The sequence below is a fragment of the Candidatus Koribacter versatilis Ellin345 genome, assembly GCF_000014005.1.
GTDB lineage: Bacteria > Acidobacteriota > Terriglobia > Terriglobales > Acidobacteriaceae > Korobacter > Korobacter versatilis_A.
Window position 1 is genome coordinate 5,442,876 of the sequence record NC_008009.1, and the last position, 26,311, is coordinate 5,469,186.

A 26,311-nucleotide genomic window follows, 5' to 3' on the forward strand; every position below is an offset into this window, starting at 1 on the left:
TTGAAACTGTACTCTACGGATAGATACGGTGCAACGTGCGCGCGAACGGAATCGTCTCGCGCACGTGGTCGAGCCCGCAGATCCACGCGACCGCGCGCTCAATGCCCATGCCGAAGCCGGAGTGCGGCACGCCCCCGAACTTACGCAGGTCGAGATACCACTTGAACGACTCTTCCGGCAATTGATGTTCGTGAATGCGCGCCAGCAGCTTCTCGTACGAACCCATACGCTGGGAGCCGCCGATCACTTCGCCGTACCCCTCGGGCGCAAGCACGTCCACGCAGAGCGCGACCTTCGAGTTGTTCGGGTCGGGCTCCATGTAGAACGCCTTCACCTCGACTGGATAGCGGTGGATCATCACAGGGCGATCAAACTTCGACGAAATATATGTCTCGTCTGGCGATCCAAGATCGCCGCCCCATTCGAAGCGACTTTCGAGTTCACCCTTGGCGTGGCCTTCCTGGAGCATCTGCACGGCTTCGTCGTAACTGATGCGCGGGAAAGGCGTGTCAATATTCTCGAGCTTCGAGAGATCGCGCTCGATGGTCTTGAGGTCGTCGCGACGGCGCTCCAACACGCTCTTTACGATGTGCGTAATGAAATCTTCGGCGAGCTTCATGATGTCGTCGAGCTCGGCGAATGCGACCTCGGGCTCCACCATCCAGAACTCGGTAAGGTGGCGGCGTGTTTTCGACTTCTCCGCGCGGAACGTTGGCCCAAAGCTATACACCTTGCCCAACGCCATCGCGGTGGCTTCGATGTAGAGCTGTCCAGACTGCGTGAGGAACGCGGGATCGCCGAAGTAGTCCACCGGGAAGAGCGTGGACGTGCCTTCGCACGCGGCCGGCGTCAGGATCGGCGGCTCGGTGAGGGTGAAGCCCTGTTTATCGAAAAATTCATGGGCAGAGCGAACGATCTCGCCACGGATACGCAGGATCGCGGCCTGTCGCTGACTGCGCACCCAGAGGTGCCGGTGCTCCATAAGGAACTCGATGCCGTGCTCTTTCGGCGTGATCGGATACGGTTCGTTCTCCGGCACACGCTGCACAACTTCGAGTGCGGTGACGTCCATTTCGTAGCCGCCCGGCGCGCGCTGCTCGGCGCGCACGTTTCCGGTAACGATCACGCTCGACTCCTGCGTGAGGTTCTTCACCAGGTCGAACAGCTCGGGCGAGACGTTCTTCTTGAAGAGCACGCCTTGGAGAAGTCCGGTGCCGTCGCGGAAGATGGGGAAAAGCAGTTTCCCGCTCTCGCGGAGGTTGTAGAGCCAGCCCTTGATGGTGACGGATTGGCCGTCGTGTTTGCCGATTTCGTGAATAGTGCTTACAGGTGCTTGTTCCATAAATGTCTACAGGGGCTAAAGCCCTCTCGTTTCTTATGCCTTTATCGGCACGACTAAAGTCGTGCCCTGATACAAATCTTTATGCGCTTGCTCCGGCGCCTTCCAACTTGCGCGCGACCTCACCGAATTTTTCTTCGAGGTTACCCGCGGTCTCCGCTTCGATTTCGAACACAAGCGGCGGCACCAGCGGCGCGCTGCGCAGGAGTTTCATCGCTTCGTTCCAATCAATGCTGCCGTCGCCGGGCCAGAGGTGCGCATCGCGTTGTTTGTCGTTGTCGTGGATGTGCGTGGAGCGAATGCGATCTTTCATCACCGCGAACGCCGCTTCCACACCTTGTTCGATGTGCGCGTGACCGATATCGAAGCAGAAGCCAATGTCATCGAAGTGGGCGGTGGTCACGAGTTCGTGCAGCCGTTCCGGCGTCGAGAGCTCGTTCGGAATGTTCTCCAACAGGACGCGCACACCCAGTGGTTTCGCGAAAGCATGCAGATGCTCGATGGAAGCCGTGGCGGCATCGAAAAATTTGTGCTCGCTGAAAGACTCGTTCGGTAGTCCGATGTGCTGGATCAGGAAGCGGAATGGAATCTGCTCGGCGACTTCAATTGCGCGCTTGATTTCGTCCATTGCCAGGATGCGCGCTTTCTTATCAAGGCTGGCGATGTTTAGCGGCGGCGTGCCGTCGCGGCCCCAGTCCGAGTCGGCAAACATCGGTGCGTGCAGTGAACTCAACGGCACACCGGAGGTCTTAAACCAGTTCGCCGTCTCGCGGACGTGCTGGCGGTTGGTGTAATCGAAGTGACCGCGCGCGGCAAAAATCTCGATGGCCTGCGCCCCCATGCGGGCATACGCGTCCAGCATCCCGGGATGCAGTCGCTCCTTCACCTGCACGTACGACGAAATGGCTTTCAGCATAAGTGTCTGTTAGTAGCCTACCGCATGACCGTTATTGCGGCCATCGCTGGCACCCTGGCGCTCGCCCGAAAGCGGATCCACCAGGATGCATTCGCCGTCACTCCAATAGCCCCAGTCCTCTTCCTCTTTTGCGATGTGATGCCCCATCTTCACCAGCGCCGCGCGCGTGTCCGGCGAAAAACCAGGCTCGAGATATTCGAGATCGGGCAGCCACTGGTTGTGGTAGCGCGGCGCATTCACCGACTGCTGGATGTTGAGGCCATAGTCCACCACGCCCATAAGAATGTTGGCGACGGTCGTAATAATGCGCGGACCGCCCGGCGATCCCAGCACCATGAAGAGCTTGCCGTCCTTCAGAACGATGGTCGGCGTCATCGCTGACAACGGACGTTTCCCCGGGCCGATCGCGTTGGCTTCGCCTTGAATCAGTCCGTATTGATTGGGCACCCCCGGCTTGGAAGAGAAGTCGTCCATCTCGTTATTGAGCAGGAAGCCGAGCCCTGAGACCGTGACGTAGTTGCCGAAGCCGCCGTTGAGCGTGGTCGTGACCGCAACGGCATTGCCGGCGTTGTCCACCACGGAGTAGTGCGTCGTGTCTTCCGGTTCATACACGTTTGTTGCGGGCGGATGCAGCACTGCGTACTGGTCAAGCTGCGCAAAGCCCACCGGACGCTTCACTTCGTTGCTCGGCGTTGCATGCTGCTCGTCGATCGACTTGCGCCAGGCAACGCCGTAGTGCTTGTCAATCAACTGCGCGACAGGAATCTTCGAAAAATCGGGATCGCCGAGAAATTCCGCACGATCGTAGAACGCACGCCGATAGGCTTCCAGCGTGAGGTGCATGGCCGCCGCCGAGCGATTACCGAGCTTGCCGAGATCGTAGCCTTCCAGAATATTGAGCGCCTCAACCAGCGCGATTCCGCCTGATGACGGCGGTGGCGCGCTGAGAACTTGGTAATTGCGATAGGTGCCGCGAATCACGGGCCGATCTTTTACTTCGTAAGCTGCGAGATCCTCTGCGGTGATCAATCCACCGCCTTTGGCCTGGTCGGCTGCGATTTCCTTCGCCATCGCACCCTTGTAGAAATCATCAGGGTTTTCCGCGATGCGCTCCAGCGTCTTCGCCAATTCCGGTTGTTTGAATACGTCGCCCGGTTCGTAGAATTTACCGTCGCGTTGGAAGATACGCCGCGACTCGGGGAACTTCGTCAGGTTCTCGTCGCGGAAGCCCATCGCATCTTCGAAGCTGAGCGCGAAGCCATCGCGTGCCAGCCGGATCGCCGGTGCCATTACCTGTTGCAGGGTCAGCTTGCCGAAATGTTTTTCGGCGTACACCATGCCCGCCACCGATCCCGGCACGCCGTTGGCCTTGTATCCGACAAGGCTGGCATCGGGCAACACGTTCCCCTGCGCATCGAGATACATATCGTGCGTGGCCTTGGCCGGCGCCTTCTCGCGATAATCAATAAAGTGGCTCTCGCCATTCGCCATACGGATGAGCATGAACCCACCGCCACCAATGTTCCCCGCCGCCGAGTGCGTAACCGCCAGCGCGAAACCGGTGGCGACCGCGGCATCCACAGCATTGCCACCCTGCTTCATGATCTCTACGCCGACCTTGCTGGCATCGATCTGCACCGCGGCAACCATCGCGTGCTTGGCGTGCTCGGGGTTGACCATGGTCTCCGCCATCAGCGGAGTGGTCGAAAGAACAACGGCGAACGTCAGGGAAAATGCGGCTTTCAAGCGGGTCATTATCATGGGAAGAGACAAACCAAGAGGCTAGTGCAGGCTCGCGAGCGAGTCAAATTTGCAAAACGCACTCTGCTTACGTGATACTCGCTCTTCGCTCGGAGGAGCCTTGACACGTTTTAACCGGACTCTGTTCACCTGTCTGTTGTTCGCGGCCGCTGCTTTCGCCCAAACCGAGAACAAGCTACCATCCGCGGCCATCCCCGCCGATCGTATGACGCAGTACTCCGACCAGGCCGTTACGTGGATGCGCGACTACCTCCGCGTGAACACTTCGAATCCTCCGGGTAATGAGCTTGCTGCAGCGCAATTCTTCAAAAAGATCCTGGACGAAAACGGCATCGAGAACCAGCTCTTCGAATTCACTCCGGGCCGCGCCAATATATGGGCACGCATCAAGGGCGACGGCACGCACCGGCCCCTGATCCTGCTCAGCCACATGGACGTCGTCACCAGCGATCCCGACAAGTGGAAGGTCAACCCCTTCAGCGCCGAGATTATTGATGGCGCCATCTACGGCCGCGGCGCGCAGGACATGAAGAATGAAGGACTCGCGCAACTCGTAGTGATAGTGATGCTCAAGCGCGAAGCCGTGAAGCTGGACCGCGACATCATTCTGCTCGCTACCAGCGACGAAGAAGTCGACGGCATCGGCACCGATTGGATGATCGCCAACAAACGCGACATGCTGGAGAATGCCGAGTTTCTCATCACCGAAGGCGGCACGAACTTAATGAAGGAGGGCCACGTCGAATCTGTGGGCGTAGATGTCGCCGAGAAATCGCCCTTCTGGCTCAAGCTCACCGCGCACGGCGTTCCGGGCCATGCATCGATTCCGCTGGCGGATTCCGCGCCTAATCGGCTGATCCGCGCATTGTTCAAGGTCATTAACTATCAGACGGAGTTGAAAGTTCTGCCGGTCGTCGAAGAGCACTTCAAAGCGCTCGCGCCGACGCAGAAGGGCGACATCGCCGAGAAATTCCGCGACATCCGCATGGCGCTCAAGGACAAGAGTTTCGCTGCGCGCATGTCGGCGGACACTGAATACGCCTACCTGCTGCGCAACACCATTTCAGTCACTCAGCTCGAAGCCTCGCACCAGACCAATGTCATTCCCACCGAGGCCACGGCGCACCTCGACGTCCGCCTGCTGCCCGGTGAAGACTCGCATGCATTTCTTGAAATGATGAAGCGCGTGGTGGACGACCCGAAAGTCACCGTCGAGCCCGAAAGCTCTGACTTCCGCAAAGCCAACGCCTCCGACGTCCATACCTCGCTGTTCGACATATTCCGCGAGATCTCGGCGTCCTACTTCCCTGATGCGCCGGTGGTTCCGACCATCACCAGCGGCTACACCGAGAACCAGCGCTACCGCAGCATCGGCATCAGTTGCTACGGCTTTACGCCGTATGCCGCGACAAAAGAAGAAAGCTCTACGGAGCACGGGAATAACGAGCGCGTCCGGGTAGAAGAAGTGCGAAGGGCGCCGAAGATTTTGTTCGATGTTGTGGCGACGCTGGGCTCGCGCTAGAGCCCCGGCTTCAACTGCGGGACAACAATCGTATCGAGATATTTGTAGAGCAGATCGCGGTGTTCCTTGCGATACGGCGCGTAGTCTTGGGCAATGCCTTGGTCTGCCGCATTGAGCAGGATGTACGGCTCGAGCAGTCCGGCGTCGGATATCTTCACCAGTGTTGCGAGCTGCGGGTCAAGCTGTTTGATGTCTTTTTGACTCTTCACCGAGCTTACGACGAGCGAGAGTGCATGATTCTCCTCGCGCAGCGTGTGGCGATACTTCGGCTCGTTCGGAAATTCCTTCTTGAACCTCTCACCTTGCCAAGCCGCGCGGCCGATTCCATATGTCATCCACGCAGCGCTGCCATCGTGCTTCTCGACGCTACCTGAGTTCACCGTAATATTGATTTTCTTGTCCGATTCCACGTTCACCGAGGCCTGCGGTTGTATCTTGGGAACCGTCAGTTCGTGGCCCTGCGTTTTCATCCACTGGTACAAGTGTTGCCATGGACGATTGTTGTACGGGTCGGCGATCACCGCCTCCATAAACTTTCGTCGCGCTTCGTCTTTCTGGCCCAGGTGGTCGAGTGCATCGCCCCAGTATCGGTAGGCGGTTTCGGTGTTGGCGTCTATCTCAATCGCTTTCTGGAACCACTGGATGGAGCTGCAGTACTTGCCATCCTTGAAATACACATCTCCAGTGAACAACGCCGCTGCATAATTCTCGGGATCGAGCAGCAGCACCTGGAGATATCCGGCCTTTGCCTCGTTGAGTTCTCCCTTCGCAAAATGCGCTTCGGCGGTTTGCATCAGCCGTTCGATCTCTTTGTTGTCGGAGAACTTTCGCGGGGTGCCGTCTTCCGGGGTCGTTTCTAGCAGGTAGTTGATCATCTCGCTGTTATCGCCGAGTTTTTTGGCCTCCAGCAGGTGCTTGCGCGCAGCAATGCGGTCGGCCTTACGCTGGTCGGCATCGGTTTCCAGAAGCGCTTTGCTGGCGAGCGCAAAACCTAGCGCCTCCAGCACTGCATAATCTTTCGGGTTCTGGTCTGCGAGTTTTTGGAGCTCCGGCAAAGCTGCGAGGAAATTGTTCTGATTGAAGAGCTCCGTCGCGTGCGCTTTCAGCTTGTCGTACTCCGCCTTGTCCGAAAGGTCCTGCGCAAAAACGCTCGCGCACAACGACAACAAGCACACAGCCCCGATCAAGCGCATGGTTTCCCTCTGTGAAATAGACACCCCTCGTCTCGCGAGAGTTCCCGCTCAGAGTAGCTGAATCTATGCCGTAAGACGATGTAGTTCTTAAGAAGTTATCGAGAGCTGCGCTGCTTTTGGGAAGCTATTCTTCGCTCGGCGCTTCGTCGGTCATCAGCCGCTCGTAGTTGCTCTGGATGAAGTTATCGGTCATCCCAGCGATGTAGTCGCACACCACGCGTGCCCGTGTTTCCTGTTGCGCCTTCTCCTGGTAGCCCGGCGGCAAACTCTCGGGATGGGTCATAAAATGCCCGAACAATCCTCCGACAATCAGTTCCGCGTCAATCTTCTCGTTTTGCAATGCTTCGCTGAAATAGAGGTTCTTGTAGAGGAACGCCTTCGACTCCGCGCGCTCCGCATCCACATCCGGACTGAACGCCGCCAGCCGCTCGGGATAGTTGCGAACATCCTCAACTGTCTTCACGCCGGAGTCTGCGATGCGTTTGCGCGTGTTCTCAATCAGGTCGGTGACCAGCCGGTCGAAGATCCGCTTCACCGTCTCGTTGAACTTCAGTTTGCGCCGCGCCGTGGGATGCTTCGCCTCCACCTCGCGATAGAAGCGCTCGAAGATCGGCACCGTGCGGAGCGCGTCGATGTTCAAGATGCGCGCTTCGAAACCGTCGTCCATGTCGGCGGTGTTGTAGGCGATCTCGTCGGTCAGGTCGATCAACTGCGCTTCCAGCGGCGGACGGCGATCGAGCAGATACTCCTTCAGTTCCGGATGCTCGCTCTCCTTGTAATCGCGCGAGTGCTTGATGATCCCCTCGCGCACTTCGAAGGTGAGATTCAAGCCGCGGAACGCGATGTAGCGCAGCTCGAAATCGTCCACGATGCGCAGCGCGTGCAGATTGTGGTCGAAGCGCTCGCCGTGCTTGCGCATCGCGGTATCGAGCGCCTTCTCACCGGCATGTCCAAACGGTGGATGCCCAATGTCATGCGCCAGCGCCAACGCCTCAACGAGGTCAACGTTCAAATCCAGCGCGTTCGCGATCGTACGCGAAATCTGTTGGACTTCAATCGTATGGGTCAGCCGATTGCGAAAGTGGTCGGAATAGCGGCCGGTAAAGACCTGCGTCTTGTTCTCTAAGCGACGAAAGGCCCGCGCATGAAGCACGCGATCGCGGTCGCGCTGGAAGTCGTTGCGGTAAGCGTGCCGCGGCTCAGGGATGCGCCGCCCTCGGGATTGTTCAACGTCCACCGCATAGCCGGCAGGCATGGGGCGAGTTTAGCACCAATCAAAAAGGCACCGCTTTCGCGATGCCCTTCTGTCTTCGTGCAGTTTGAACTTCACTGCTTCGTGTTAGAAGTCGTCGAGGTCTGCTGTGCCAGCTTGATCTTCGCCGACTCCAGCTTCTTCTGCACCTTCGCCACATCATCGGCGTCAACTTCTGCCGGCACTGAGTGGTTCCACTGGTCCAGCGCGCGTTCCCACTGCGTGGCCGCCAGCTTCAGGCGCCCCGTCTTCTGATAAAGATCGCCAAGGTGGTCCTGCACCGTCGGATCGCTGCCGATCTTGTCGGACGCTTTGCGCAGGTTCTCTTCCGCCTGCTCGTAGTTGCCCATCTTGAAGTAGGCCCAGCCCAGCGAGTCGAGATACGCGCCGTTCTGCGGTTCCATCTGCACGGCCTTGCGCAGCATGCCAAGCGCTTCTTCGAGGCGCGTGCCGCGGTCGGCCAGCATATAACCCAGGTAGTTCAGCGCGCCGGCGTTCTTCGGATCGGCATTGATGACCTTACGGAAGGCCTCTTCCGCTTGTTCGAATTTCTTCTCACGCTCGTAGATCGAGCCTTGCACAAACGTGACGTAGTTCCGTTCATCCTGCGTGCCTGCAAGCTTCATCGCCTGCGCGATCGCGTCTTCCGCTTCGGGATACTTCTTCAACCGCGTGTACATCTGCGCCAGAGACACGTACACTTCGCGGTCATCGGCGGCCTTGCCATTGAGTTGCGACTTCGCAATACTCAGCGCCTGGTCGGCCTTACCTTCATCCGCCAATTGCGCGGCGAGAACTAGTTGCAGCCCGCGATCTTTGGGAAGTTTCTTTGCGCCTTCCTGCGCCGCTGCTGTGGCTGACGGCCAATCGCGATTATCGCGATAGGTCTCCACCATCTCCTGGTAAGCACGCGAGGCCGGATCGTCACCGAGCGCGATCATCCGCCGGAAGGTCTCCACCGCCTGCTGCGGCTTGTTCGCCTCACGATAGATGTTGCCCAGCCGCTCGAGGAAGATCGAACGGTTGCTGCGATCGGCCGAGCTGTAGGACGCATCCGGCTTATCGGTCTTCGTAAGAAGCTGCTGGATGGTATTGATGGCGTCTTCGTAGCGGCCCTGGCCCTCGTAGATCACCGCCATGTTGTACGGGATCTCCTGCGAATCCTGCACTAGTGCGGAGGCCTTCTTCAGCGCATCGAGCGCAGCTTCGAACTTGCCGTTGCGGCGGTCGATCTCCGCGATGTGCTGGTAGCTCTGAGCGTCACTCGGGTCCTGATCAACGATGATCTTGTACTGCTCCAGCGCGGCATCGAGCTGCCCGTCATTCAACAGGTTCTGCGCCAGCCCGCGGACGGAGTCGAGGTTCTCTTTATCGAGCATCACCGCCTTGCGGTATGCCTCGATCGCCTTCTTGTAATCCTTCTGCTCTTCGTAGGTGTAGCCCAGAGTCGAATACAGCTTCGCGCTGCGATCGTCGTCGGGAATGTTGCTCAGCACCTCTTGCGCTTTCTTGGTGTCGCCTTCCTGCGTATAGAGGTACGCCAGCATGGTCACAGCTTCTTCGGAATCCGGCTGGATCTGGACGGCGGTCTTGAATTCCTTCTCGGCCTTGGTCAGGTCGTTGCTGTACGAATACAGGCGACCGAGCAGCAGATGGTCTTCCACGCTCGTCGGATCGAGCTTCACGATCTCTTCGTACTGCTCAATCGCCAGCCGCTGCATGTCGCGAGACTGGTTATTGCCGCTCTGCATGTCGCCCAAAGAACGCAGGTAAATACGCCCGAGCAGGCGGTGCGCATCCACGTTCTTCGGATCGCGCTTCAGGATCTCCTGCGCTTCCAGCACCGCGTCGCGAATGCGGCCCGTGCGCCAGTAAAGATCGGCCAGTCCGGCGTTTAAATAGTCCGACGACGGATCGGCGGTGATCGCCGCGCGGTATTCCTCAATCGCCTTGTTCGCGTACTCGGCGCGGCCGTACGTCGCCACCATTTCCTCGTACATGTGCGCCATCGTGTAGTGGTAGTAGGCGTCAGCGCGATTGGCTGGTTTCTTGGCGTCGGCTTCCGGATTCGAAGTTGGCTGGGCCGCATTCGGCTTGGCCGGAGCGGTTGGCGTCGGCGCGTCCTGCTTCTGCTGAGCCAACAAAGTAGGCCCATTCGGCAGTGCAAGGCTCGCCGTGGCAGACAACAGCAGCACGGCCAAAGTGGACGAGAGAGCTTTTGGGTTCATGAAAAGACCAGCCATTCTACGACTTGGATGCCGGACCCTGACCGGGAGAATCTACTTCATTTTAGCCGGATTCTTCCCATTCAGCGTCTGGCAAAACGTGAACCTCCTCCGGATCCCGCTCTGGCTGTCCGGAGAAGCAAAAAGGGCGAAACGGCTTGAACCGCTTCGCCCATTGAATTGGACGCTAAACTATTGAAGAGGTTAGAAACTAGGGACGGCTTCCAAGTCCCTGATTTTCCAGCTATTTTCGGCAGGCGTCATCAGCACCATGTAATGAATTGTGCCCGGTTCGGTCGCCACCACCTTGTTGCCATCGAGCAGCTGCACCTCGACACTCGCCGAGTCCTTCAACTGCAGCGCCGATCCATCATAAGAATAGAAGACCGCCTCGACCTTGTGGCCGTGGTCCACGTACTTGCGCCGCAGTCCGTTTTTCTTTTGCTGGTCGATCGCCTGGTTCAGCTTGTCCTGCGCGAAGCCAACGAACGAGGGACTTAGCGCGTCGGCGCGATTGTTCTCCATCGCCGTCGCCAGGTTCTTCCAGGCTTCTTTGTAGTCGCGCAGCACTGCGGCTTGGGTCGCTTCTTCCACTTGTCGCGGTTGCGTGTTGTCCACCGCAAGCTGTACCTGGATGGACGGCGTCGCCGCGAGTACGTGATGCGCGGTGAAAGCCGCACCGATCACGATTGCTGCAATTGAGAGGATCAGAAACACTCGACGCATTACTTCCCTCCCCAATGGATCTCGTTGCCCATCACCACGCCCGACGCCACCGTCAACGTCGTGTTCGGCGTATTCGGCAACTCGGCTTGCGCAAAGCCCTTCTTGATCCGCGCATCCACCGTGCTCCGCCCGCCGTCACCAACTTCCGTGAAGGTCACGATGGTTCCGTCAGGCACGGCATTGCCGGAACAGTCTTTAATCGGATCGGTCGTTACGAGAATGCCGTTCTTCGAGGGCTCAGCTTTCATCTTGATATTGCACGGATCAGCTGCCGTCTGCTGCACTACGCGACGCACCTGCGTGTTGCCAATCTGCGCGACGAATTGCGCTGCTCCGCTTTTCTTGCCGGAATCCATGCGGACGAAGGCCACACCGTTTTTGCTCGTTTCGGTGCGCGTCTCGGCCGGCGTACCCGGAACCGCGAGATCGAACTTCACTGGCGTGGGCTGTATTACGAGATTGTTGAATTTGTCGAAGACAAAGGCAGTGCCACTGATCACGCCCGGCCTCGTCGTAGGTACGCGCGAAGGACGCGCCAGGAACGCCACGTTCGAGGCTTCATCGGCGACGACAAAAAACGAACCGCTGTTTTCGCCCGCAACCACGGTGTAGAGTCCGGCGGTGCGCAGTTGATCGCCGGTGATCACGAGTTCGCCGTCGGCCTTGGTCTTGATCGCCGCTGCCGGACCGTAAATCAACACGGTTCCGCTCACGCCGGAAATCTTCAGTTCCTGCCCGGCAGGCGCGGTCTTCGGCACCTGCAAGCTTTGGGCCTGGGCTGCCGACGCTGCAAACCAGCAGCCCGCCACTACGAGAATGGAAGTCAGCAGAGTTCGCATCACTGGGTCCTATCGAGGCTGTACTGGTTCACCGTCACGCGGTAGTTCTGGACGTTCTTCGCCACGTCCTGTTGCAGGCTAACGCTGAACGGTACCGGCGTCTGCGGCGGCAACGACTGGTCAATGTAGCCGTCGCTCACCCAAACCACTTTGCCGCTGCCGTCGTAGTAGGTCGCAATCACGTGCGGAATGTTCACCGTCTGGCCGCTCTGGTTGATCAACTCACCCTTCAGTACCGGACGCCCGCGAAGGTCCTTATCTACCTTTTCGTTCAACACGCCAATCACCGGATCCGCCGACGCGGCTACCAGCATCGAGTTCGGCTGCATGCGCACGCTCTTTACACTCGCGAGCTTCAGCTTGGGGAAATCAATGCGGAATGGCGAGATTTCCTTCGGCAGCAGCGTATGCGAAACCTTGTCGAAGCTGCTCTCTTCGCCGAGCACGCCGCCGTCCTTGCCCACCAGCGTAGCGTTCACCGAAACGAATGCCGGCACCGTGTCTTCGTTTTCGATCTCGCCCATCACGATGGTCGCACCTTCGCGCTCAACCGCGTTCATGCTGATGATGCGCACGCGCGGGGCTTCCACGTTCTGCGCGCCCCAATCGTCATCGGCGCCGCGGGTCACGATGTCCCAGCGCAGATAGTTCACCGGAATCACCTGTGGCGGGACCTTGGCCTGCTTCACCACCGGCCAATCCACCTTCCACTTGCCGTTGTCGTTGACAACCTTCAGGTCGCGCGTGTCATAGACTGCGCCGACAGCGGTGGACCACTCCGTGGTTGCGCGTACCATGGCCTCGTTATCGTTCTGGTTCAGGATGCGCGTATCCACTTTCTGCAGGTTCGAGTAAGTACGCAGGCTGCCATCGCGGCCGCCAAGGTCTTTCACGAAAGACGGCTCATCGGTATTGCTCGACGCCGCTACGTAGTTGTAGGCGCCCTTGAAATCGCGGTTCTTGGCATGGCCGAACAACGCCTGCACCGCGCCGTCGGGCGTAGTCGCTGGAGCGATGTCGCTCGGGTGTACGGTTCCAGCCGCGACCAGGGCGACGGTCAGAATCACAAGCACAATTGTCAGAATGCGGCTCATTTACTTGGCCTCCCGCAGAACTACACGCTCTGCCGGCGTGGTCGCCGGGAACGCTACGGTTTCACCGATCACTCTCCGCTCGGGCAACATCAGGATCGCGAACAGTGCGAACAAACTCACGCCCACCGGCAGAATGCCCCACATCAGTCCCTGAAATTCCGTCGGCATCAGGTCACCGAAGTCGATCCTCTTTAGCGGTGGAACATCCTCTTTCGTCCAGAGGGTCACGTTGCCGTTGTCGTAGCTCTCGGCCTGCCGCCACCCGGCGAACGCCAGCAGGGGTTCGTAGTAGCGGTCGCGCACGAAGATGTACTTCAACCCATACTGGTTCGCGTGCTTCAGCACTGCGCGCAACGCTTCCATACCAGAGGCGCCGAAGTACTTCGAGTTGTAGAGCTGTCCGGCGCCGTACTGTGTTAACTCAGGCAGCACGCGGGCAGAGTTGTAGTCGCCATCCACAGTGCTCGCATCCACCTGGCGCGCCACTGCCGCGAAGTCATGGCCGAAGCCCAGCGTGAGATAGCGGAACTTGTTGTGTCCCTCGCGGTTCATGAACGACACCACCGAGTCGATCTTGAACGGCGAAGACGTAATCGGATGGAAGACCATCCACGAAACCGCGCTGCCGAAGGTCGCGACCGCCGCGATCCACAAACCGATCACCGCCGTGCGCGCATAGCGTTCCAGCAGGATCTGCACCAGGATGCCGACGATCGGCATCGCCATTAATGTCGCCCAGAAAGTAAAGCGCTCGAAGGTCAGCACTTCAAAAGCACGGCCGAGCAGCCAGTGACCGAGTGGCGTCGTGCCGCCAAGTCCGAGCATCGCGGTGAGCCACCAGCCCACCAGCAGCGGACGCAGCCTCCTTTCCGTCGCGCCGCGAAGCAGGATGAACGGGAGCGCCAAAATCAGTGCGCCCATCGGGATGATCCAGAAATTCATCCCGCTCATCGGCTTCAAGATGTAGTTGTCGCGGCTGCCGTGCGGAATCGGCATCTGCGTAATCGGGTTGTGATAGAGCTGAATCAGGTACGGATACAACACGATGCCGACGCCCACCGCCATCAGCACGCCGAAGATCACGCCGCGCACGATCACTCCCGCCGCGCTGCGCTCTTCCTCATCATCAGCGTTATCCAGGTTACGGTCCATCACCGAGAGCATGAAAACCGGGATCGCGAACAATATCGCGCCGAACATCAGCGTCACGTGGTGGGCCGCTGCTGCCGCCAGCGCCAACGCCACGCCCTTTATCAGAGACAGCATTCGGCCGCGCCGGTTCCACCAATAGAAGTACGGCAATGCGTTCAGCGTCAGCGCCGCGGCTGTCGTGGTCGGCAACTGCCCTGACTGATACACCAGCATCGCCAGCGAGCCCAGGAAGATCGACCCGATCGCCGCGTAGCTCGCCTGCACCTCGCTCACCCAGAGTCTCGCGTACCGATATACGCCCACGACCAGCAGCACAATCGCGATCCCCTGCACCAGCATGTAGGCCATAGTGATGCCCACAAGGTGCGAGAACAGCGCGATCCACTGGTGCGTAAGTGGCGGATAAGTCGTCTGCGAGAAGCCGCCGTACCACTTGTCATTCCACGGCGAAAACCAATGGGAGGCATAGTGCGACGCGAAAAACATGTGCGTGTTCGCGTCATACGTATTCGCCGGCAACTGCATGAGCAGCAGTGGGCCGTGGATCGCAATCGCGAGTAGCACGATGGCGGAAAGCGGAATCGCCCGGCTGGCGGCGGGGAACGCTGATGGTTTGCTTAACAAGGGAACACTCCTGGCGGAAACTACCGAACTTCAATCAGCAGCAGTTTGGATTCCGCTTGTGAGCACATGGTTTTCTGAGTCATTTCGTTACAGCACGTACATGACATGTAGCGAAGCGGCATCTATGAGTAGAGCTGCACACCATGTTGGTATCCGGATTCCACCTTGACTCAAAACTGCACATGAGCAGAGTTGCCGAGCAGCAGATTGGGCCGGTTTTCGCATCCGAAGCAGTTGGTAATGAGCTTGCCTCTGAGTTCGTGCCACACCAGCCCTGAACGAGTGGTCCCGTGAAAAAAAGTTTTATTTACTGTTCCCTGTTCCTCTCATTCGTCGTATCTGCGGCAGTTGCGCAGGACTTCGAGATCAACGGCGGCCAGCAGCAGCAAACACCGGCGCCGCAGAAAGCCGGTAAAAAATCCAAGGGCAAAGCTGCGTCTTCCGCTCCCGCCAACGGCGGCAGCAACGAAATCGGTTGGGGGAATAGCATCGAGGTCGGCCGTCTGGCTCGCGCCGCGCAGGATGCCCTGAAGCACGGCAATCCTGCCGCGGCCGCCACGTATGCTCAGCGCGCCGTCCAGGCTGCTCCGCAGAACAGCAAGCTGTGGCTGCTCCTTGGCTACACCTCGCGCCTCGCCGGACGCAACCAGGAATCGATCAACGCCTACAACCACGCGATCCAGACCGATCCCAAGTCTCTCGACGCGAAATCAGGCCTCGCCCAGACCTATATGAAGATGGGCCGCACCGACGAAGCCAAGCGCTTGCTCGCGCAAGTGCTCGCCGCCGGTTCCACCCGCCAGAATGACCTCCTCGTCGCCGGCGAACTCTATCTCAGGACCAAGGACTACCAGCAGGGCATCAACTACCTGCAACGCGCTGACAACCTGAAGCCCAATGCGCACGCCGAGCTGCTGATGGCGATGGGCTACATGAAGATGAAGCAGCCGCAGAAGGCCAAGCAGCTTCTCGACATGGCCAAGCGCCGCGCGCCGAACAATGTCGAGATCTTCCAGGCGGTCGCCACTTTCTATCGCGAAGACCACGACTACAAGAACGCCATCGCGACGTTGAACAGCGCGCCGCGCAAGACGCCCGCATTGCTCGCCGACCTTGGCTTCACCTACGAACTCTCTGGTGATAAGCAGAGCGCCGCCGCTACTTACGTGAAGGCGGCCAACGCCGCGCCGAAAGAAATCAAGTTCCAGCTCAGCGCCGCGCAATCGCTCATCCAGAGCGGCGATAAGACGAAGGCCCAGGATTTCCTGAAGCGCGCCGCCGCCATCGATCCGAATCATTACCGCTTGCACGCCATCCGCGCCGGACTCGCGAAGTCCGAGAACCGCAACGACGAAGCGGTGAAGGAATATCAGCTCGCCCTTTCCGCGATGCCGAAGGAAGGCGTCCCCGAAGGCCAGCTCTATCCGGTGCTTCTCCGCTTAAATTTGTCTGAAGCGCTGAAAGATACCGGCAACACCGAAGCCGCCAAACAGCAAGTTGAAATTGCCGAGCAGGAAATTTCCAAGATTAACGTGGAAGGCCCGGCAAAGGCTGAGTTCCTCCGCGTGCGCGCGTCGATCAAGGCCAGTGGCGAAGACTACGCCGGTGCCGAAGCTGATCTGAAGGAAGCGCAGAAGCTCGATCCCGACAACCAGCTCATCACCCTCCAGTACGCGAACCTGCTCTGGAAGGCCGGGCGCAAAGACGAGTCGAAGCAAATGTACCTCGGCATTCTTCAGGGCGATCCGAAAAATCGTTACGCCCTCGAGGCCCTCGGTTATCTCGCGCGTGACGTGGGCGACACCGCCGGCGCCGAGCATTACTTCACCGCGCTCGCGCAGGCTTATCCCGACGACTACATCGCATACCTGGCGCTCGGCGATCTCTACACCGCCACTCGCGACTTCACCCGCGCTCTCGCCGCCTACGACAAAGCCCACGAGCTAGCGCCCAATAACGCAATCGTCATCGCCAACGCCGCCAATGCCGCCATCGAAGCTCGCCAGTTCCCGCTCGCCGGACGCTGGATCGCGATGGCCACGGGCGAGATGGCTGACGAGCCACACGTGCTCGTCGAAAAAGAACGCTATCTCTTCCACAGCGGCAAGTATCAGGAAGCCGCGGTCGCCGGCCAGCGCGCGCTGGAAAAGCTGCCGAAAGACCGCAACGCCAGCGTCTATCTTGCCTACACGTATTACAACCTCGGCCGTTATGACGACGTCCTTGCCCTCAGCGACAAGTACGACAACATAATTCCGAAGGAACCGAACTTCCCGCTCCTCGAAGGCCACGTGCATCGCCAGTCGCAGCTGACGGACGAAGCCGTACAGGACTACACCCGTGCTCTCGAACGCGATCCCAAGATGGTGGAAGCCTACGTCAACCGCGGCTATGCATTAAACGATCTGCAGAACGCCGAGCAGGCCGCGCAGGACTTCCACGCCGCGCTCCAGCTCAATCCGAACAACGGCACCGCGCACCTCGGCCTGTCGTTCTCCGAGCTGCAACTGCATCACGGCAAAGAAGCCCTGGCGGAAGCTGCCGCCGCCGAAAAGATTATGGGCGAGTCCGGCGCGACGCACCTCGCCACTGCCACCGCGTATCGCCAACAGCGTCTGATGGCGCAGGCCGAGAAGGAATACATTGCGGCCATCAAGTTCGCGCCGCAGGATCCCAAGCTCCACCTGGCGCTGGCGGAAACGCAGTACAACGAGCGCAAGTATCAGCAGTCGCTCAATACGCTGGCCGACGCTCTCACCCTCGATCCCAACGATCCGCTGATCTACGCCCAGATGGCGCATGCTCACGCGGAGCTTAAGCATCGTGACGAGACGCTTCGTTACGTAACGCTAGCCGAGCAAACCGGCGGCGAGAAATCCGCCATCCTGCTCGACACCGGAGAAGCCCTGCTCACCCTCGGCGATCGTGATGGCGCGATGAAGCGCTTCGAACGCGCCCTCGATGCCCCCGACGCCGACCGCGTCCAGGCCCGCCTCGCCATCGCGCGCCTCATGGTCCACGACGGCAAAAACGGCGACGCTCGCCAGCAGGTCGCGCTCGCTTTTGCAGAAAGCCGTATTGGCGAAGCTTCGCCGGTCACCCCCGACGATCTCGTCGAAGCCGCCAACATTTTCCTCTCGATCAACGATTTCGATCTCGCACAGCGCTACTTCGTAAAAGCGAAGGACGCCGGCGCTGCCGATGAAGTCGTCGCCATCGGCCTCGCCAATGTTGCGCTCGTTCGCGGCAACACCAACGAAGCCCAGGTCCAGCTCGCTTCCGTCGGAGATCCGGCGGAACAGGCACAGAACTACGATTACCAGCTCGCTCTCGGCGATATGTATCGCCAGCAGCGCAACGGACAACTGGCCCTCAGCGCCTTCGCGCGCGCTAACCAACTGAGCGGTGCGGACAACACGACCGCCGAACGCGCTCTCTTTGAAACCGCCGGTCAGGAGGGCATGCACATCAACGACAAGTTGAGCCTGCTCTCCGACCTCGACGTCCACGGCATCTTCGATAACGCGACCATCTACAACCTCGATCGCCAGATTTTCGGCGTCGTCGGGAGCCAGCAGCCGATTCCGCCGCGCTCCACCACCGAGTCACTCTGGACCAATGGCTACCGCCTGCACCTCAATGGGCTCCCGTTGATCAGTGGTTTCTTCCAGCTTCGTAATGCTCGCGGTGAGTTCTCCGTGCCCAGCAACGCGCTGATCGTTCCCACTGATACCTACGATTACAACTTCAACACCGCAATCAATCCCACGCTGAAGATGGGCTTCCTCCGTCTCGACTTCAACGCCGGCGTCCAGTTCACGGTGCGCCGCGACAAAGATTCGCCGGTCGTGATGAACCAGAACCTCTTCCGCCAGTTCGTCTACCTGCAGTCGAATTCCATCGGCGACTGGCTCCAGATTCGCGGCGAGGCCTATCACGAAGCCGGGCCCTTCACCGACCGCGACTTGAGCTCGCGCGACGTCGGCACCCGCCTCGAGTTCGTCGTCGGCCGGCCATGGGGACGCAATGCCCTCCTCACCGGCTACAGCGCCCGCGACATTCAGTACAACCCGAGCATTCGCGAATTCTTTACCACCAGCACATATGCCGGTTTGCAACACACTTTCGGACGCGAACGCAGTTTGACTGTCGCCGCGCTCGGCGAATACATCCGCTCCTGGCGCGTGCAGGACGACTTCTACGCCATCGCGCAGGCGATCGAACCCGGCGGCCGAATTACGTGGCAACCAAATAATCGCTGGAAGCTAGATGGAAATTTCGCGTGGGGTAAAGGCGAAGGTTTCGCCTTATATGACAACGTGCAGAGCAGTTTCTTCATCTCTTATGTAAAGCCGTTCCGCCGCTCGATGACGGATGCGTTTGGGGATGTACCTGTTGAGTATCCGCTCCGTTTCTCCCTCGGGGTTCAGACGGACAACTTTTATCACTTTACTGGCCGCGGACAGACTCAGATTCGACCTGTAATCCGTCTGACGCTGTTTTAAGAAGCCAGGAAGGGCCCATGAAGATTTGCCTGGTCACAGCCTTCCCGCCTAGCCGCCGAGGGCTGAACGAATACGGGTACCACATCGCACGTGAGCTCCAGCGCGATCCCGTGCTCAGCGTCACTGTGCTCGCCGACGAGTTGGAGACGCCTGAGCCGGAGTTGGCAGAATTTGACGTCAACCGCGTTTGGCGCTTCGACAGCCTCTCCAACCCCTCACGCCTCGCCAAAGCCATCCGCTCCTGCAAGCCGGATGTGGTTTGGTTCAACCTGTTGTTCTCAACCTTCGGGAACAACCCGCTCGCGGCGTTCTCCGGTCTCACCATCCCCGCCACTACCCGCATGGGCGGCTGCTACACCCACGTCACCCTCCATCACTTGATGGAGAACATTGATCTCTCGCATGCCAACGTTCGTTTCCCGCGCGCCTATCGCTTTGCCGGAAATGTCGCCACCCGCATGCTGCTCGCCGCCAACTCGATTAGCGTCCTGTTGCCGGCCTACCGTCGTACGCTCATCAACAAATACAAGGGCGAAAACGTTCACTTCCGCGCCCACGGCATCATGTCGGCCCGGCCTGAACCGCCCGATTACTCGCGCCGTGGCGTCCCTGACCATCGCGTCCTCGCCTTCGGCAAGTGGGGCACATACAAGCGCCTCGAGCTCTTGATGGACTCTTTTGAGCTAGTCGTGAAGCGCCTGCCGAATGCCAAACTTATCGTCGCCGGCAGCGATCACCCTATGACCCCCGGCTACCTCGATAGCATTGCCGAAAAATATAAGGACGACCCGCGCATCGAATTTGTCGGATACGTCGCGGAAGAAGACATCCCCGAACTCTTCCGTAGCTCCAGCGTTCTAGTCATGCCTTACTCCTCCGCCACAGGTTCTTCCGGAGTCGCACATCTCGCAGCCGAGTTTGGGCTTCCCATTATCTGCGCCGATATTCCCGACTTCCACGAGATGGCCGATGACGAAGGATTGGGCATCCTCTTTTATCAAACCGGTAGCGAAAGGAGCCTCGCCGACCAGATCTGCGGTCTGCTTAATTCGCCCGAAATGATGAAAGAGATGTCGGAACAAAATTTTTCCGCCGCGCTACGACAGACCATGCCGCAGATCATCCGGCAATATCTGCGCTCGTTTGACTTGCACCAGCGCCAGCGCGCGTTGCAGCCCATCGCTCGCTTTCGCCGCATCCCCGGTTGGGTGCCCTCGCGTTCGGCCATCTTTCGCGCTGCCGCGCCAAGGTGGGTGCCATGGATGTAAGGGCCATACTCGTCGTCGGCAACACCGCGCCTGCCAATACCAAAGCGCCGCGCACTGAGTCCTTCGCGGGATTACCGCTCGCCCTCTACGATGTGCTCGGCAAGTCGGTCCTCGCACGCACTGTCCAGCGCCTGCAGCATTTCGGCATCACGCAGTTCACTACCGTGTGCGATGAGAAGACTGGCGGCGCGCTTGACGCTCGCGTGAAACAGGAATGGAACGTTGTCGTCGAAGATCACGGCCTCTGGCGCTCTGCCGAGTCGGTCTTCAATGACTTCGTGCAGCAGGGCGCCGAACTGGTGCTCGTTCTGCGCATCGGCGCCTACGCCGAACTCGATTACGAAGAATTCGTCCAGTTCCATCTCGAACAGCACGGGCGCGCTACCGTCGCCGTGGACGCTCGCGGTTACCGTATCGGCATTGTCGCGCTCTCTGCTTCACGTCGCAACGACGCCGCCTACCTTTTCCGTCACAACATGGAAGAGTTCCGGGTGCCCTGCGTGCAATATCAGTTCCGCGGCTATCTCAACCGCCTCATCACGCCTGCTGACCTTCGCCAGCTCAGCGTTGACGCGCTTCTCCAGAACAACCACATCCAGCCCATCGGCCGCGAGATTCGGCCTGGCGTCTGGGCAGGCCCACGCGCGCGCATTCATCCCCGCGCCCGCATCGTCGCCCCGGCGTACATCGGAGAGCGAGCCAAGCTCCGCGCCTCCGCTGTCATCACCCGCTTCACCTGCATCGAACATCATGCCGTCGTGGATTGCGGCACGGTGCTTGAGAACACTTCGATCGCGCCCTATACCTACGTCGGCGCCGGGCTCGATATCAATTACGCCATCGTCGGCCGCAACCGTATCGCCAGTTTGCGTCGCAATGTAGAGGTCGAAATTAAAGACCCGAGGTTGCTGTCGACACTCGCAACCAGTGCTCCAGTCCGCGCCCTGCGCGAGATGGGGGCCCTCGCTGCATATTTGCCCCAACAGTTGTTCCGCGGCATGTTCTCGCGGTCCCAGCGCACCATGCCGACGGACATCCCGGCCGCAGTCAATACTCCTTCCGCAGCGTTGAAGGAGCCGGCCCTAACGAACCCAGGTGGGAGCATCAACTCAACACCAGAGTTCCCCTCCGAATTAGTGGTAGTGAGGAGATATGGAAACGAGTAGGCCCGTAGTCGTGAAACGTATACCCGAACGGCTCAATTCCCCGGCAGCAAAGAAGTTCCTGAACGAGGTGGAACCTTTTCTCCGCTCTGACCGGCCCCAATTAGTCTTCGATCTGTCCCAGGTCAAGCAGATGGACGCCGCTGGCGTTGACATGCTGCTCCATTGCCTGAACGAAACCATGAAGCGCGACGGCGACGTCAAACTCGCGTCGCTCTCGCCGCAGGCCGCGGTGGTCCTCGAGATGACGCGCACCGAGCGCCTCTTCGAGATCTACCAGAATTCTGCCGATGCCGTGCGCAGCTTCAGCAGCTTCCTGCCGAATGCCTTGAAGCACTCGTACGCTCATTCGTACGCCAGCTTCGCGCCTACGACACCGATCGCCTTCCCCATGGGCAACGTGCAATTGCCCCTGCCGGAGAACAACGACGGCACTGAAAACGCAGCATGAGCACAAGCCCTGAGACCTTGCCCGGCCTCCCAGCCCGCCAATCCCGCGGGCTGGCGCAGTCTCTGCGCATTGCGCCGGCGCACTCGCGGCTTGTGGGCGGCAGTCTCATCATGCTCGGCGGCATGGTGCTCGTCAGCCTTCTGAACTTCGGTTACAACATCGCCGTTGCCCGCATGCTCGGCGCCGCCGAATTCAGCCAGGCAGCAGCGGCGGTCACCCTGCTGATGATTGTTTCCTGTCTCACACTGGCTTTCCAGATGGTCTGCGCCAAGTTCGTGGCCAGGAACGCAACCAACTCGGAGAAATCGCACGTCTATCGCGCGCTGTTGCGCCGTGCCTGGACTGCCGGCCTCAGCATTGGCATTGTCCTTACGATCTTCAACCGCCAGGTCGCTGCGTGGCTCAACATGCCCTCCGCGACGCTCGTTATCGTCCTCGCGCTCGGCATGGCTTTCTACGTTCCTCTCGGCGTGCGACGCGGCGGCATGCAGGGTGTTTATCAATTCCGCCGGCTGAGCCTCAATTTCATCATCGAGACCAGCGTCAAGCTCGTCTCCGCAATCGTCTTAGTCCACTTGGGTTACGGAATTCTCGGCGCCGTCGCCGCCATCTCCATCTCAGTGGTGGCTGCCTACTTCCTTCCTCCCACTCCAATTGCCTTACGTGAGCAGCCGAAAGCAGGGCTGCCGGCATCTTTTGGGGAAGGCATACAGGCGATCATCTTCTTCATTGGACAGGTGATCATCAACAACATCGACATCCTGATGGTGAAGCATTTCTTCCGACCCGATGTCGCCGGTCTGTACGCCGCAGTTGCTTTGGTCGGACGCGTTCTTTACATCGCGTCCTGGCAAGTGATCAGCGCTATGTTTCCGATTGCCGCCGCAGGCCGCTCCGAATCCGAAGGCCGTGAAAGCCGAATGGTCGTGCTCATTCCATTCGGCTTCGTCACCGCGATGACCGTGGTCTTCATGGCGATTCTCGGTCTCTTCCCGCAAACGATCCTGCACTTGCTCTTCGGCGCGAAGTTCAACACTGACTCCAGCAACCTGCTTCTTCTCTACGCCGCCGCTACCGGCGGTTACGCACTCAGCGTGGTTCTGATGGCCTACGAGATGTCGCGCCGCATCGCCAACACCGGCTGGTTCCAGCTCGTCATCAGCGGACTCGTCGTCCTCGGCATCACCATGTTCCATAACACGCTCCGCGACGTCATCGTGGTGCAGCAGGTCCTGATGGTCGTCCTATTTACCGCCGTAGCCGTGCCGTTTGTTCTCGCGCGGCGCTTCCGAACCCGGGGGGCAGCATGAAGAAGCTGCAACGCATTACCGAAGCCGAAGTCATCAATGACTTCTTGCAGAACGAGTTCTACCAGGGCGAGTTCCATCACGACCGCGACCGCTTCGAAGACCTCGTTCTCAACGCCGATACCACCAGCGAACGCGACAACGCCATTCGCCGCGCCCTGCTCTTCCGTCGCCGCGGCCACATGTGGCGCGAACTGCCCGACGACACCCAGTGGTGGCAGATCGACGTCGAGCCCGAAGACATGAAGCACATCCGCGTCTTCCCTCGCGCACAGTGGCGCAAGGTCTCCAACGGCAGCTTCTTAATCAGCGACATCGTGCAGCGCATCAAGACCCAACGTTTTCGCGGCCAGACCCGCGGCTTCGTCGCCAAGATCCAGTCGCTCAGCTATCGCCTCCGCGTCAGCAAAGACGACAGCTCCGTCATGCTCATCGGCATCGACGAGCAGCATCCCCTGACGATTCTAGAGGGCAACCACCGCCTCACCGCGGCCCTGCTCGCCTCGCCGGCGTTGCTCCAGCAGCGCTTCAAGATCTTCTGCGGGTTGTCTCCCCGGATGGCCGAATCGTGTTGGTACGAGACAAATTTGCCCAACCTCTGGCGCTACGCCAAAAACCGGGCCCGCAACTTCACCTATGACAAGGACGCCGACGTGGAACTTGTCGAGAAACAGTTCGCTCAGCAGGGCCAAAACTCGCATCCAAATCTAGCAGCGAGCAGCGCTGCTGCCGCCCGGCCCTATAGCGAATCCACGAAATAGGAAGTAGAGACAGTTCCATGAAGATCACGCTCCAACACGGACTTTCAGCAGTTCTCGCCGGTGTTCTCGCCCTCGCGCCGCTCGCCGCCGAAGCCCAGCAGCAGCAAACCGCCGCGCCCGCCGACGCGCAGACGCAGCCGCAGAACGGCACGCAAGTAAATCCGGCGCAGGGTCCACTCGAGCCGGTCCCGACGCAAGACCAGAACCAATTGCCCGAGACGCCCCAGCAACAGCAGCCCGGCCAGCAAGTTCCCGCGCAGAACGCGCCCGCGAACCCAACGCCGCAAACGCAGAACCAGACTGAGCCGCTGGGCACCGCGACCGCGCCTGGCGTGAGCACCGTCGGTGGGGGCGCATCGAAGCCCGCAGGCGTAGCGATTGCGCCGGCCAAGCAGAAGCAATATCGCGGACTGCTGATCAAGCTCGGCCTGATCGCCGCCGGTGGCGCCGCGCTTGGAACCGTGTATGCGCTGAGCCGCGGAACCAGCAGCACGCCGCCGAACAGCTCTCCGACGTCAGCACCCGCACACTAAATGGAACTCCGAGGTACGCATTACGCATGACCGCACAACTTCGTCGTAAACCCGCACTCGTCAGTTTCTCTGGCCTCGATGGATCCGGCAAAAGCACGCAGATTGATAACCTGCGCGCCACGCTCCACGCCAACGGATTGACCACCACGCTGCTCGCTTTCTGGGACAACGTGGTCGTCGGCACGCGCTGGCGCGAGGGCTTCGTGCACAAGATGTACAACAGCGAGAAAGGCATCGGCGCGCCAGACAAGCCGGTCAATCGCCAGGACAAGAACGTCCGCAAGTGGTACCTCAGCCTCGCGCGTCATGGCTTGTACTTGATGGACGCGATCCATCTGCGCATGGTCGTCGCGCGCGCGCGTCGCTCCGGCGCGGATGTCGTAATCATGGACCGTTATATCTATGACGAACTCGCCAACCTGCCGCTGCAGAACAAGCTCACGCGTTCGTTCATCCGCTTCGTCCGGGCAATCGTGCCAACGCCCGACGTTGCGTACCTGCTCGACGCCGACGTAGAAGCCGCGCGCGCCCGCAAGCCCGAATATCCGGTGGAGTTCATGCACAAGTGCCGTCGCTGGTATTACCAGCTGGCGAGCATCTTAGGAACGATGACGGTGATTCCGCCGCTCCCGCTGGAAGAAGCCAAACACGCAGTCGTCGAAGCGTTCGAAGCCAAGCTGGTGACGAACGGTTCGATGGAGCAGGCAGCGATGGATACGGCGTTGTCGGCGTAAATCAGCCTTAGGTTTCCGCGAGACGGCGCGATAAAGCGCCGTTTTTCTTTGTGCACAGCCCAAGTTCGGCGCATCCTAATTGCGACATGGATTGGACACCCGGCGGACGCAGCGGCGACCTCGAAGATCGCCGTGGCGACAGTGGCGGCGGCGGTTTCGGACTGCCGCACCTCGGCATTGGCGGATTGCTCCTCATCGGCGTTCTCAGCCTGATCTTTCATAAGAACTTCTTCGCGCTGCTCAGTGGCGGCTCTGCAACCACTGCGCCGACGACGCAAACACGTCCTGTCAATGACGCGGGCGAAGAGCGCGAGGTGCAGTTCGTCTCCTTCGTGCTCGACGACGTGCAGAAGACCTGGGCGCAAACCTTCGCACAGCAAGGTCGCACTTATCGTCACGCCAAGCTGGTGCTCTATCGCGACTCGTTGCCGTCGGGATGCGGAATGGCGCGCTCGGCGACTGGCCCGTTCTACTGTCCCACTGACCAGAAGGTCTACATCGACCTCGGATTTTTTGATGAACTCAAGCGCCGCTTCGGCGCGCCAGGCGAGTTTGCGCAAGCGTACGTCATCGCGCATGAGCTCGGACATCACGTACAGAACCTGCTCGGCATAGAGCAGCGCGTCGAGGGCGCGATGCGCAGCGGCAGCAAGACCCAGGCCAACGCCGCATCGGTGAAGCTCGAGTTGCAGGCCGACTGCTTCGCCGGCGTTTGGGGCCATTCCACCGAGCAGCGCAAGATGGTCGACCAGGGTGACTTCGAGGCAGCGATGAAAGCGGCTGCGGCAGTAGGCGACGATCGCCTCGAGCGCATGGCTGGGCAAAACGTCAGCCCCGAGTCGTTCACCCACGGCTCGTCCGAGCAGCGCATGCACTGGTTCCAGCAAGGCTTCCAAAGCGGCGATATTTCGGCTTGCAATACGTTCGGGCAGTAACCGCCTTCGAA

Annotated in this window: 20 protein-coding genes; 10 read left to right on the forward strand and 10 right to left on the reverse strand. The window is 59.7% G+C overall.

Going from position 1 to position 26,311, the window contains the following annotated elements; genetic code table 11:
- Positions 1-13: 13 nt before the first annotated feature.
- From asnS to ggt, 3 genes are all read right to left on the reverse strand, one after another.
- Positions 14-1,342, reverse strand: coding sequence for an asparagine--tRNA ligase (gene asnS, locus ACID345_RS23905; protein ID WP_011525394.1), 1,329 nt, complete (start codon positions 1,340-1,342; stop codon positions 14-16).
- A 79-nt stretch (positions 1,343-1,421) separates the two neighbouring features.
- The gene (locus tag ACID345_RS23910; protein ID WP_011525395.1) at positions 1,422-2,255 is read right to left on the reverse strand and encodes a sugar phosphate isomerase/epimerase family protein; all 834 of its coding nucleotides are present in this window, start codon (positions 2,253-2,255) and stop codon (positions 1,422-1,424) included.
- 9 nt (positions 2,256-2,264) lie between these two features.
- Complete coding sequence (gene ggt / locus ACID345_RS23915; protein WP_187148906.1) at positions 2,265-4,010, reverse strand: gamma-glutamyltransferase; 1,746 nt, start codon at positions 4,008-4,010, stop codon at positions 2,265-2,267.
- Positions 4,011-4,116: 106 nt separating this feature from the next.
- On the opposite strand from ggt, the gene ACID345_RS23920 reads away from it, so the two are divergent.
- Positions 4,117-5,538, forward strand: a complete 1,422-nt coding sequence (locus tag ACID345_RS23920) for a M20/M25/M40 family metallo-hydrolase (protein ID WP_011525397.1) — start codon at positions 4,117-4,119, stop codon at positions 5,536-5,538.
- Here ACID345_RS23920 and ACID345_RS23925 read toward each other — a convergent pair.
- The 7 genes from ACID345_RS23925 to ACID345_RS23955 all read right to left on the reverse strand — a co-directional run bounded on the left by ACID345_RS23925 (position 5,535) and on the right by ACID345_RS23955 (position 14,643).
- Positions 5,535-6,731, reverse strand: a complete 1,197-nt coding sequence (locus ACID345_RS23925) for a tetratricopeptide repeat protein (protein ID WP_011525398.1) — start codon at positions 6,729-6,731, stop codon at positions 5,535-5,537. The two genes, ACID345_RS23920 and ACID345_RS23925, sit on opposite strands and share 4 nt — an antisense overlap.
- 124 nt (positions 6,732-6,855) lie before the next feature.
- Positions 6,856-7,986, reverse strand: coding sequence for a deoxyguanosinetriphosphate triphosphohydrolase (locus ACID345_RS23930; RefSeq protein WP_011525399.1), 1,131 nt, complete (start codon positions 7,984-7,986; stop codon positions 6,856-6,858).
- A gap of 71 nt (positions 7,987-8,057) precedes the next feature.
- Positions 8,058-10,211 carry a tetratricopeptide repeat protein gene (locus ACID345_RS23935; protein WP_187148907.1) on the reverse strand — a complete coding sequence of 718 codons (2,154 nt, stop codon included), beginning with the start codon at positions 10,209-10,211 and terminating at the stop codon, positions 8,058-8,060.
- A 201-nt stretch (positions 10,212-10,412) separates the two neighbouring features.
- A complete protein-coding gene (locus tag ACID345_RS23940) occupies positions 10,413-10,934 on the reverse strand; it encodes a hypothetical protein (protein WP_011525401.1) in 522 nt (173 codons plus the stop codon).
- Complete coding sequence (locus ACID345_RS23945; RefSeq protein WP_011525402.1) at positions 10,934-11,773, reverse strand: hypothetical protein; 840 nt, start codon at positions 11,771-11,773, stop codon at positions 10,934-10,936. Before ACID345_RS23945 ends, ACID345_RS23940 begins: the two co-directional genes overlap by 1 nt.
- The gene (locus ACID345_RS23950; RefSeq protein ID WP_011525403.1) at positions 11,773-12,867 is read right to left on the reverse strand and encodes a hypothetical protein; all 1,095 of its coding nucleotides are present in this window, start codon (positions 12,865-12,867) and stop codon (positions 11,773-11,775) included. The genes ACID345_RS23945 and ACID345_RS23950 overlap by 1 nt, the downstream gene beginning before the upstream one ends.
- On the reverse strand, positions 12,868-14,643 hold the full coding sequence (locus tag ACID345_RS23955) for a 6-pyruvoyl-tetrahydropterin synthase-related protein (protein WP_011525404.1): 1,776 nt from the start codon (positions 14,641-14,643) through the stop codon (positions 12,868-12,870).
- Between the two features lie 290 nt (positions 14,644-14,933).
- Here ACID345_RS23955 and ACID345_RS23960 point away from each other — a divergent pair, with 290 nt between their 5' ends.
- From ACID345_RS23960 to ACID345_RS24000, 9 genes are all read left to right on the forward strand, one after another.
- A complete protein-coding gene (locus tag ACID345_RS23960; protein WP_011525405.1) occupies positions 14,934-19,148 on the forward strand; it encodes a tetratricopeptide repeat protein in 4,215 nt (1,404 codons plus the stop codon).
- A gap of 17 nt (positions 19,149-19,165) precedes the next feature.
- Positions 19,166-20,416, forward strand: a complete 1,251-nt coding sequence (locus tag ACID345_RS23965; RefSeq protein ID WP_011525406.1) for a glycosyltransferase — start codon at positions 19,166-19,168, stop codon at positions 20,414-20,416.
- Entirely contained in the window at positions 20,407-21,582 is a 1,176-nt protein-coding gene (locus ACID345_RS23970) for a mannose-1-phosphate guanylyltransferase (RefSeq protein WP_011525407.1), read from the forward strand. Before ACID345_RS23965 ends, ACID345_RS23970 begins: the two co-directional genes overlap by 10 nt.
- Complete coding sequence (locus ACID345_RS23975; RefSeq protein WP_011525408.1) at positions 21,569-22,030, forward strand: STAS domain-containing protein; 462 nt, start codon at positions 21,569-21,571, stop codon at positions 22,028-22,030. The genes ACID345_RS23970 and ACID345_RS23975 overlap by 14 nt, the downstream gene beginning before the upstream one ends.
- The gene (locus tag ACID345_RS23980) at positions 22,027-23,340 is read left to right on the forward strand and encodes a hypothetical protein (protein WP_011525409.1); all 1,314 of its coding nucleotides are present in this window, start codon (positions 22,027-22,029) and stop codon (positions 23,338-23,340) included. The genes ACID345_RS23975 and ACID345_RS23980 overlap by 4 nt, the downstream gene beginning before the upstream one ends.
- Positions 23,337-24,098 carry a hypothetical protein gene (locus tag ACID345_RS23985; RefSeq protein ID WP_011525410.1) on the forward strand — a complete coding sequence of 254 codons (762 nt, stop codon included), beginning with the start codon at positions 23,337-23,339 and terminating at the stop codon, positions 24,096-24,098. The genes ACID345_RS23980 and ACID345_RS23985 overlap by 4 nt, the downstream gene beginning before the upstream one ends.
- A 17-nt stretch (positions 24,099-24,115) precedes the next feature.
- On the forward strand, positions 24,116-24,631 hold the full coding sequence (locus tag ACID345_RS23990) for a hypothetical protein (protein ID WP_011525411.1): 516 nt from the start codon (positions 24,116-24,118) through the stop codon (positions 24,629-24,631).
- A gap of 26 nt (positions 24,632-24,657) precedes the next feature.
- Positions 24,658-25,365 (forward strand): dTMP kinase, encoded by a 708-nt coding sequence (locus tag ACID345_RS23995; RefSeq protein ID WP_011525412.1) that lies wholly within the window; start codon positions 24,658-24,660, stop codon positions 25,363-25,365.
- An 86-nt stretch (positions 25,366-25,451) separates the two neighbouring features.
- A complete protein-coding gene (locus ACID345_RS24000) occupies positions 25,452-26,300 on the forward strand; it encodes a KPN_02809 family neutral zinc metallopeptidase (protein ID WP_011525413.1) in 849 nt (282 codons plus the stop codon).
- Positions 26,301-26,311: the final 11 nt, after the last annotated feature.

Bases quoted from the DNA above. Each gene is read 5' to 3' on its own strand.
- ACID345_RS23985 (WP_011525410.1), top strand. From the start codon at position 23,337: ATGAAGAAGCTGCAACGCATTACCGAAGCCGAAGTCATCAATGACTTC.
- ACID345_RS24000 (WP_011525413.1), top strand. From the start codon at position 25,452: ATGGATTGGACACCCGGCGGACGCAGCGGCGACCTCGAAGATCGCCGT.
- ACID345_RS23935 (WP_187148907.1), bottom strand. From the start codon at position 10,211: ATGAACCCAAAAGCTCTCTCGTCCACTTTGGCCGTGCTGCTGTTGTCT.
- ACID345_RS23925 (WP_011525398.1), bottom strand. From the start codon at position 6,731: ATGCGCTTGATCGGGGCTGTGTGCTTGTTGTCGTTGTGCGCGAGCGTT.
- ACID345_RS23910 (WP_011525395.1), bottom strand. From the start codon at position 2,255: ATGCTGAAAGCCATTTCGTCGTACGTGCAGGTGAAGGAGCGACTGCAT.
- ACID345_RS23945 (WP_011525402.1), bottom strand. From the start codon at position 11,773: ATGCGAACTCTGCTGACTTCCATTCTCGTAGTGGCGGGCTGCTGGTTT.
- ACID345_RS23980 (WP_011525409.1), top strand. From the start codon at position 22,027: ATGAGCACAAGCCCTGAGACCTTGCCCGGCCTCCCAGCCCGCCAATCC.
- ACID345_RS23965 (WP_011525406.1), top strand. From the start codon at position 19,166: ATGAAGATTTGCCTGGTCACAGCCTTCCCGCCTAGCCGCCGAGGGCTG.
- ACID345_RS23970 (WP_011525407.1), top strand. From the start codon at position 20,407: ATGGATGTAAGGGCCATACTCGTCGTCGGCAACACCGCGCCTGCCAAT.
- ACID345_RS23995 (WP_011525412.1), top strand. From the start codon at position 24,658: ATGACCGCACAACTTCGTCGTAAACCCGCACTCGTCAGTTTCTCTGGC.
- asnS (WP_011525394.1), bottom strand. From the start codon at position 1,342: ATGGAACAAGCACCTGTAAGCACTATTCACGAAATCGGCAAACACGAC.
- ACID345_RS23990 (WP_011525411.1), top strand. From the start codon at position 24,116: ATGAAGATCACGCTCCAACACGGACTTTCAGCAGTTCTCGCCGGTGTT.
- ACID345_RS23940 (WP_011525401.1), bottom strand. From the start codon at position 10,934: ATGCGTCGAGTGTTTCTGATCCTCTCAATTGCAGCAATCGTGATCGGT.
- ACID345_RS23930 (WP_011525399.1), bottom strand. From the start codon at position 7,986: ATGCCTGCCGGCTATGCGGTGGACGTTGAACAATCCCGAGGGCGGCGC.
- ggt (WP_187148906.1), bottom strand. From the start codon at position 4,010: ATGACCCGCTTGAAAGCCGCATTTTCCCTGACGTTCGCCGTTGTTCTT.
- ACID345_RS23975 (WP_011525408.1), top strand. From the start codon at position 21,569: ATGGAAACGAGTAGGCCCGTAGTCGTGAAACGTATACCCGAACGGCTC.
- ACID345_RS23950 (WP_011525403.1), bottom strand. From the start codon at position 12,867: ATGAGCCGCATTCTGACAATTGTGCTTGTGATTCTGACCGTCGCCCTG.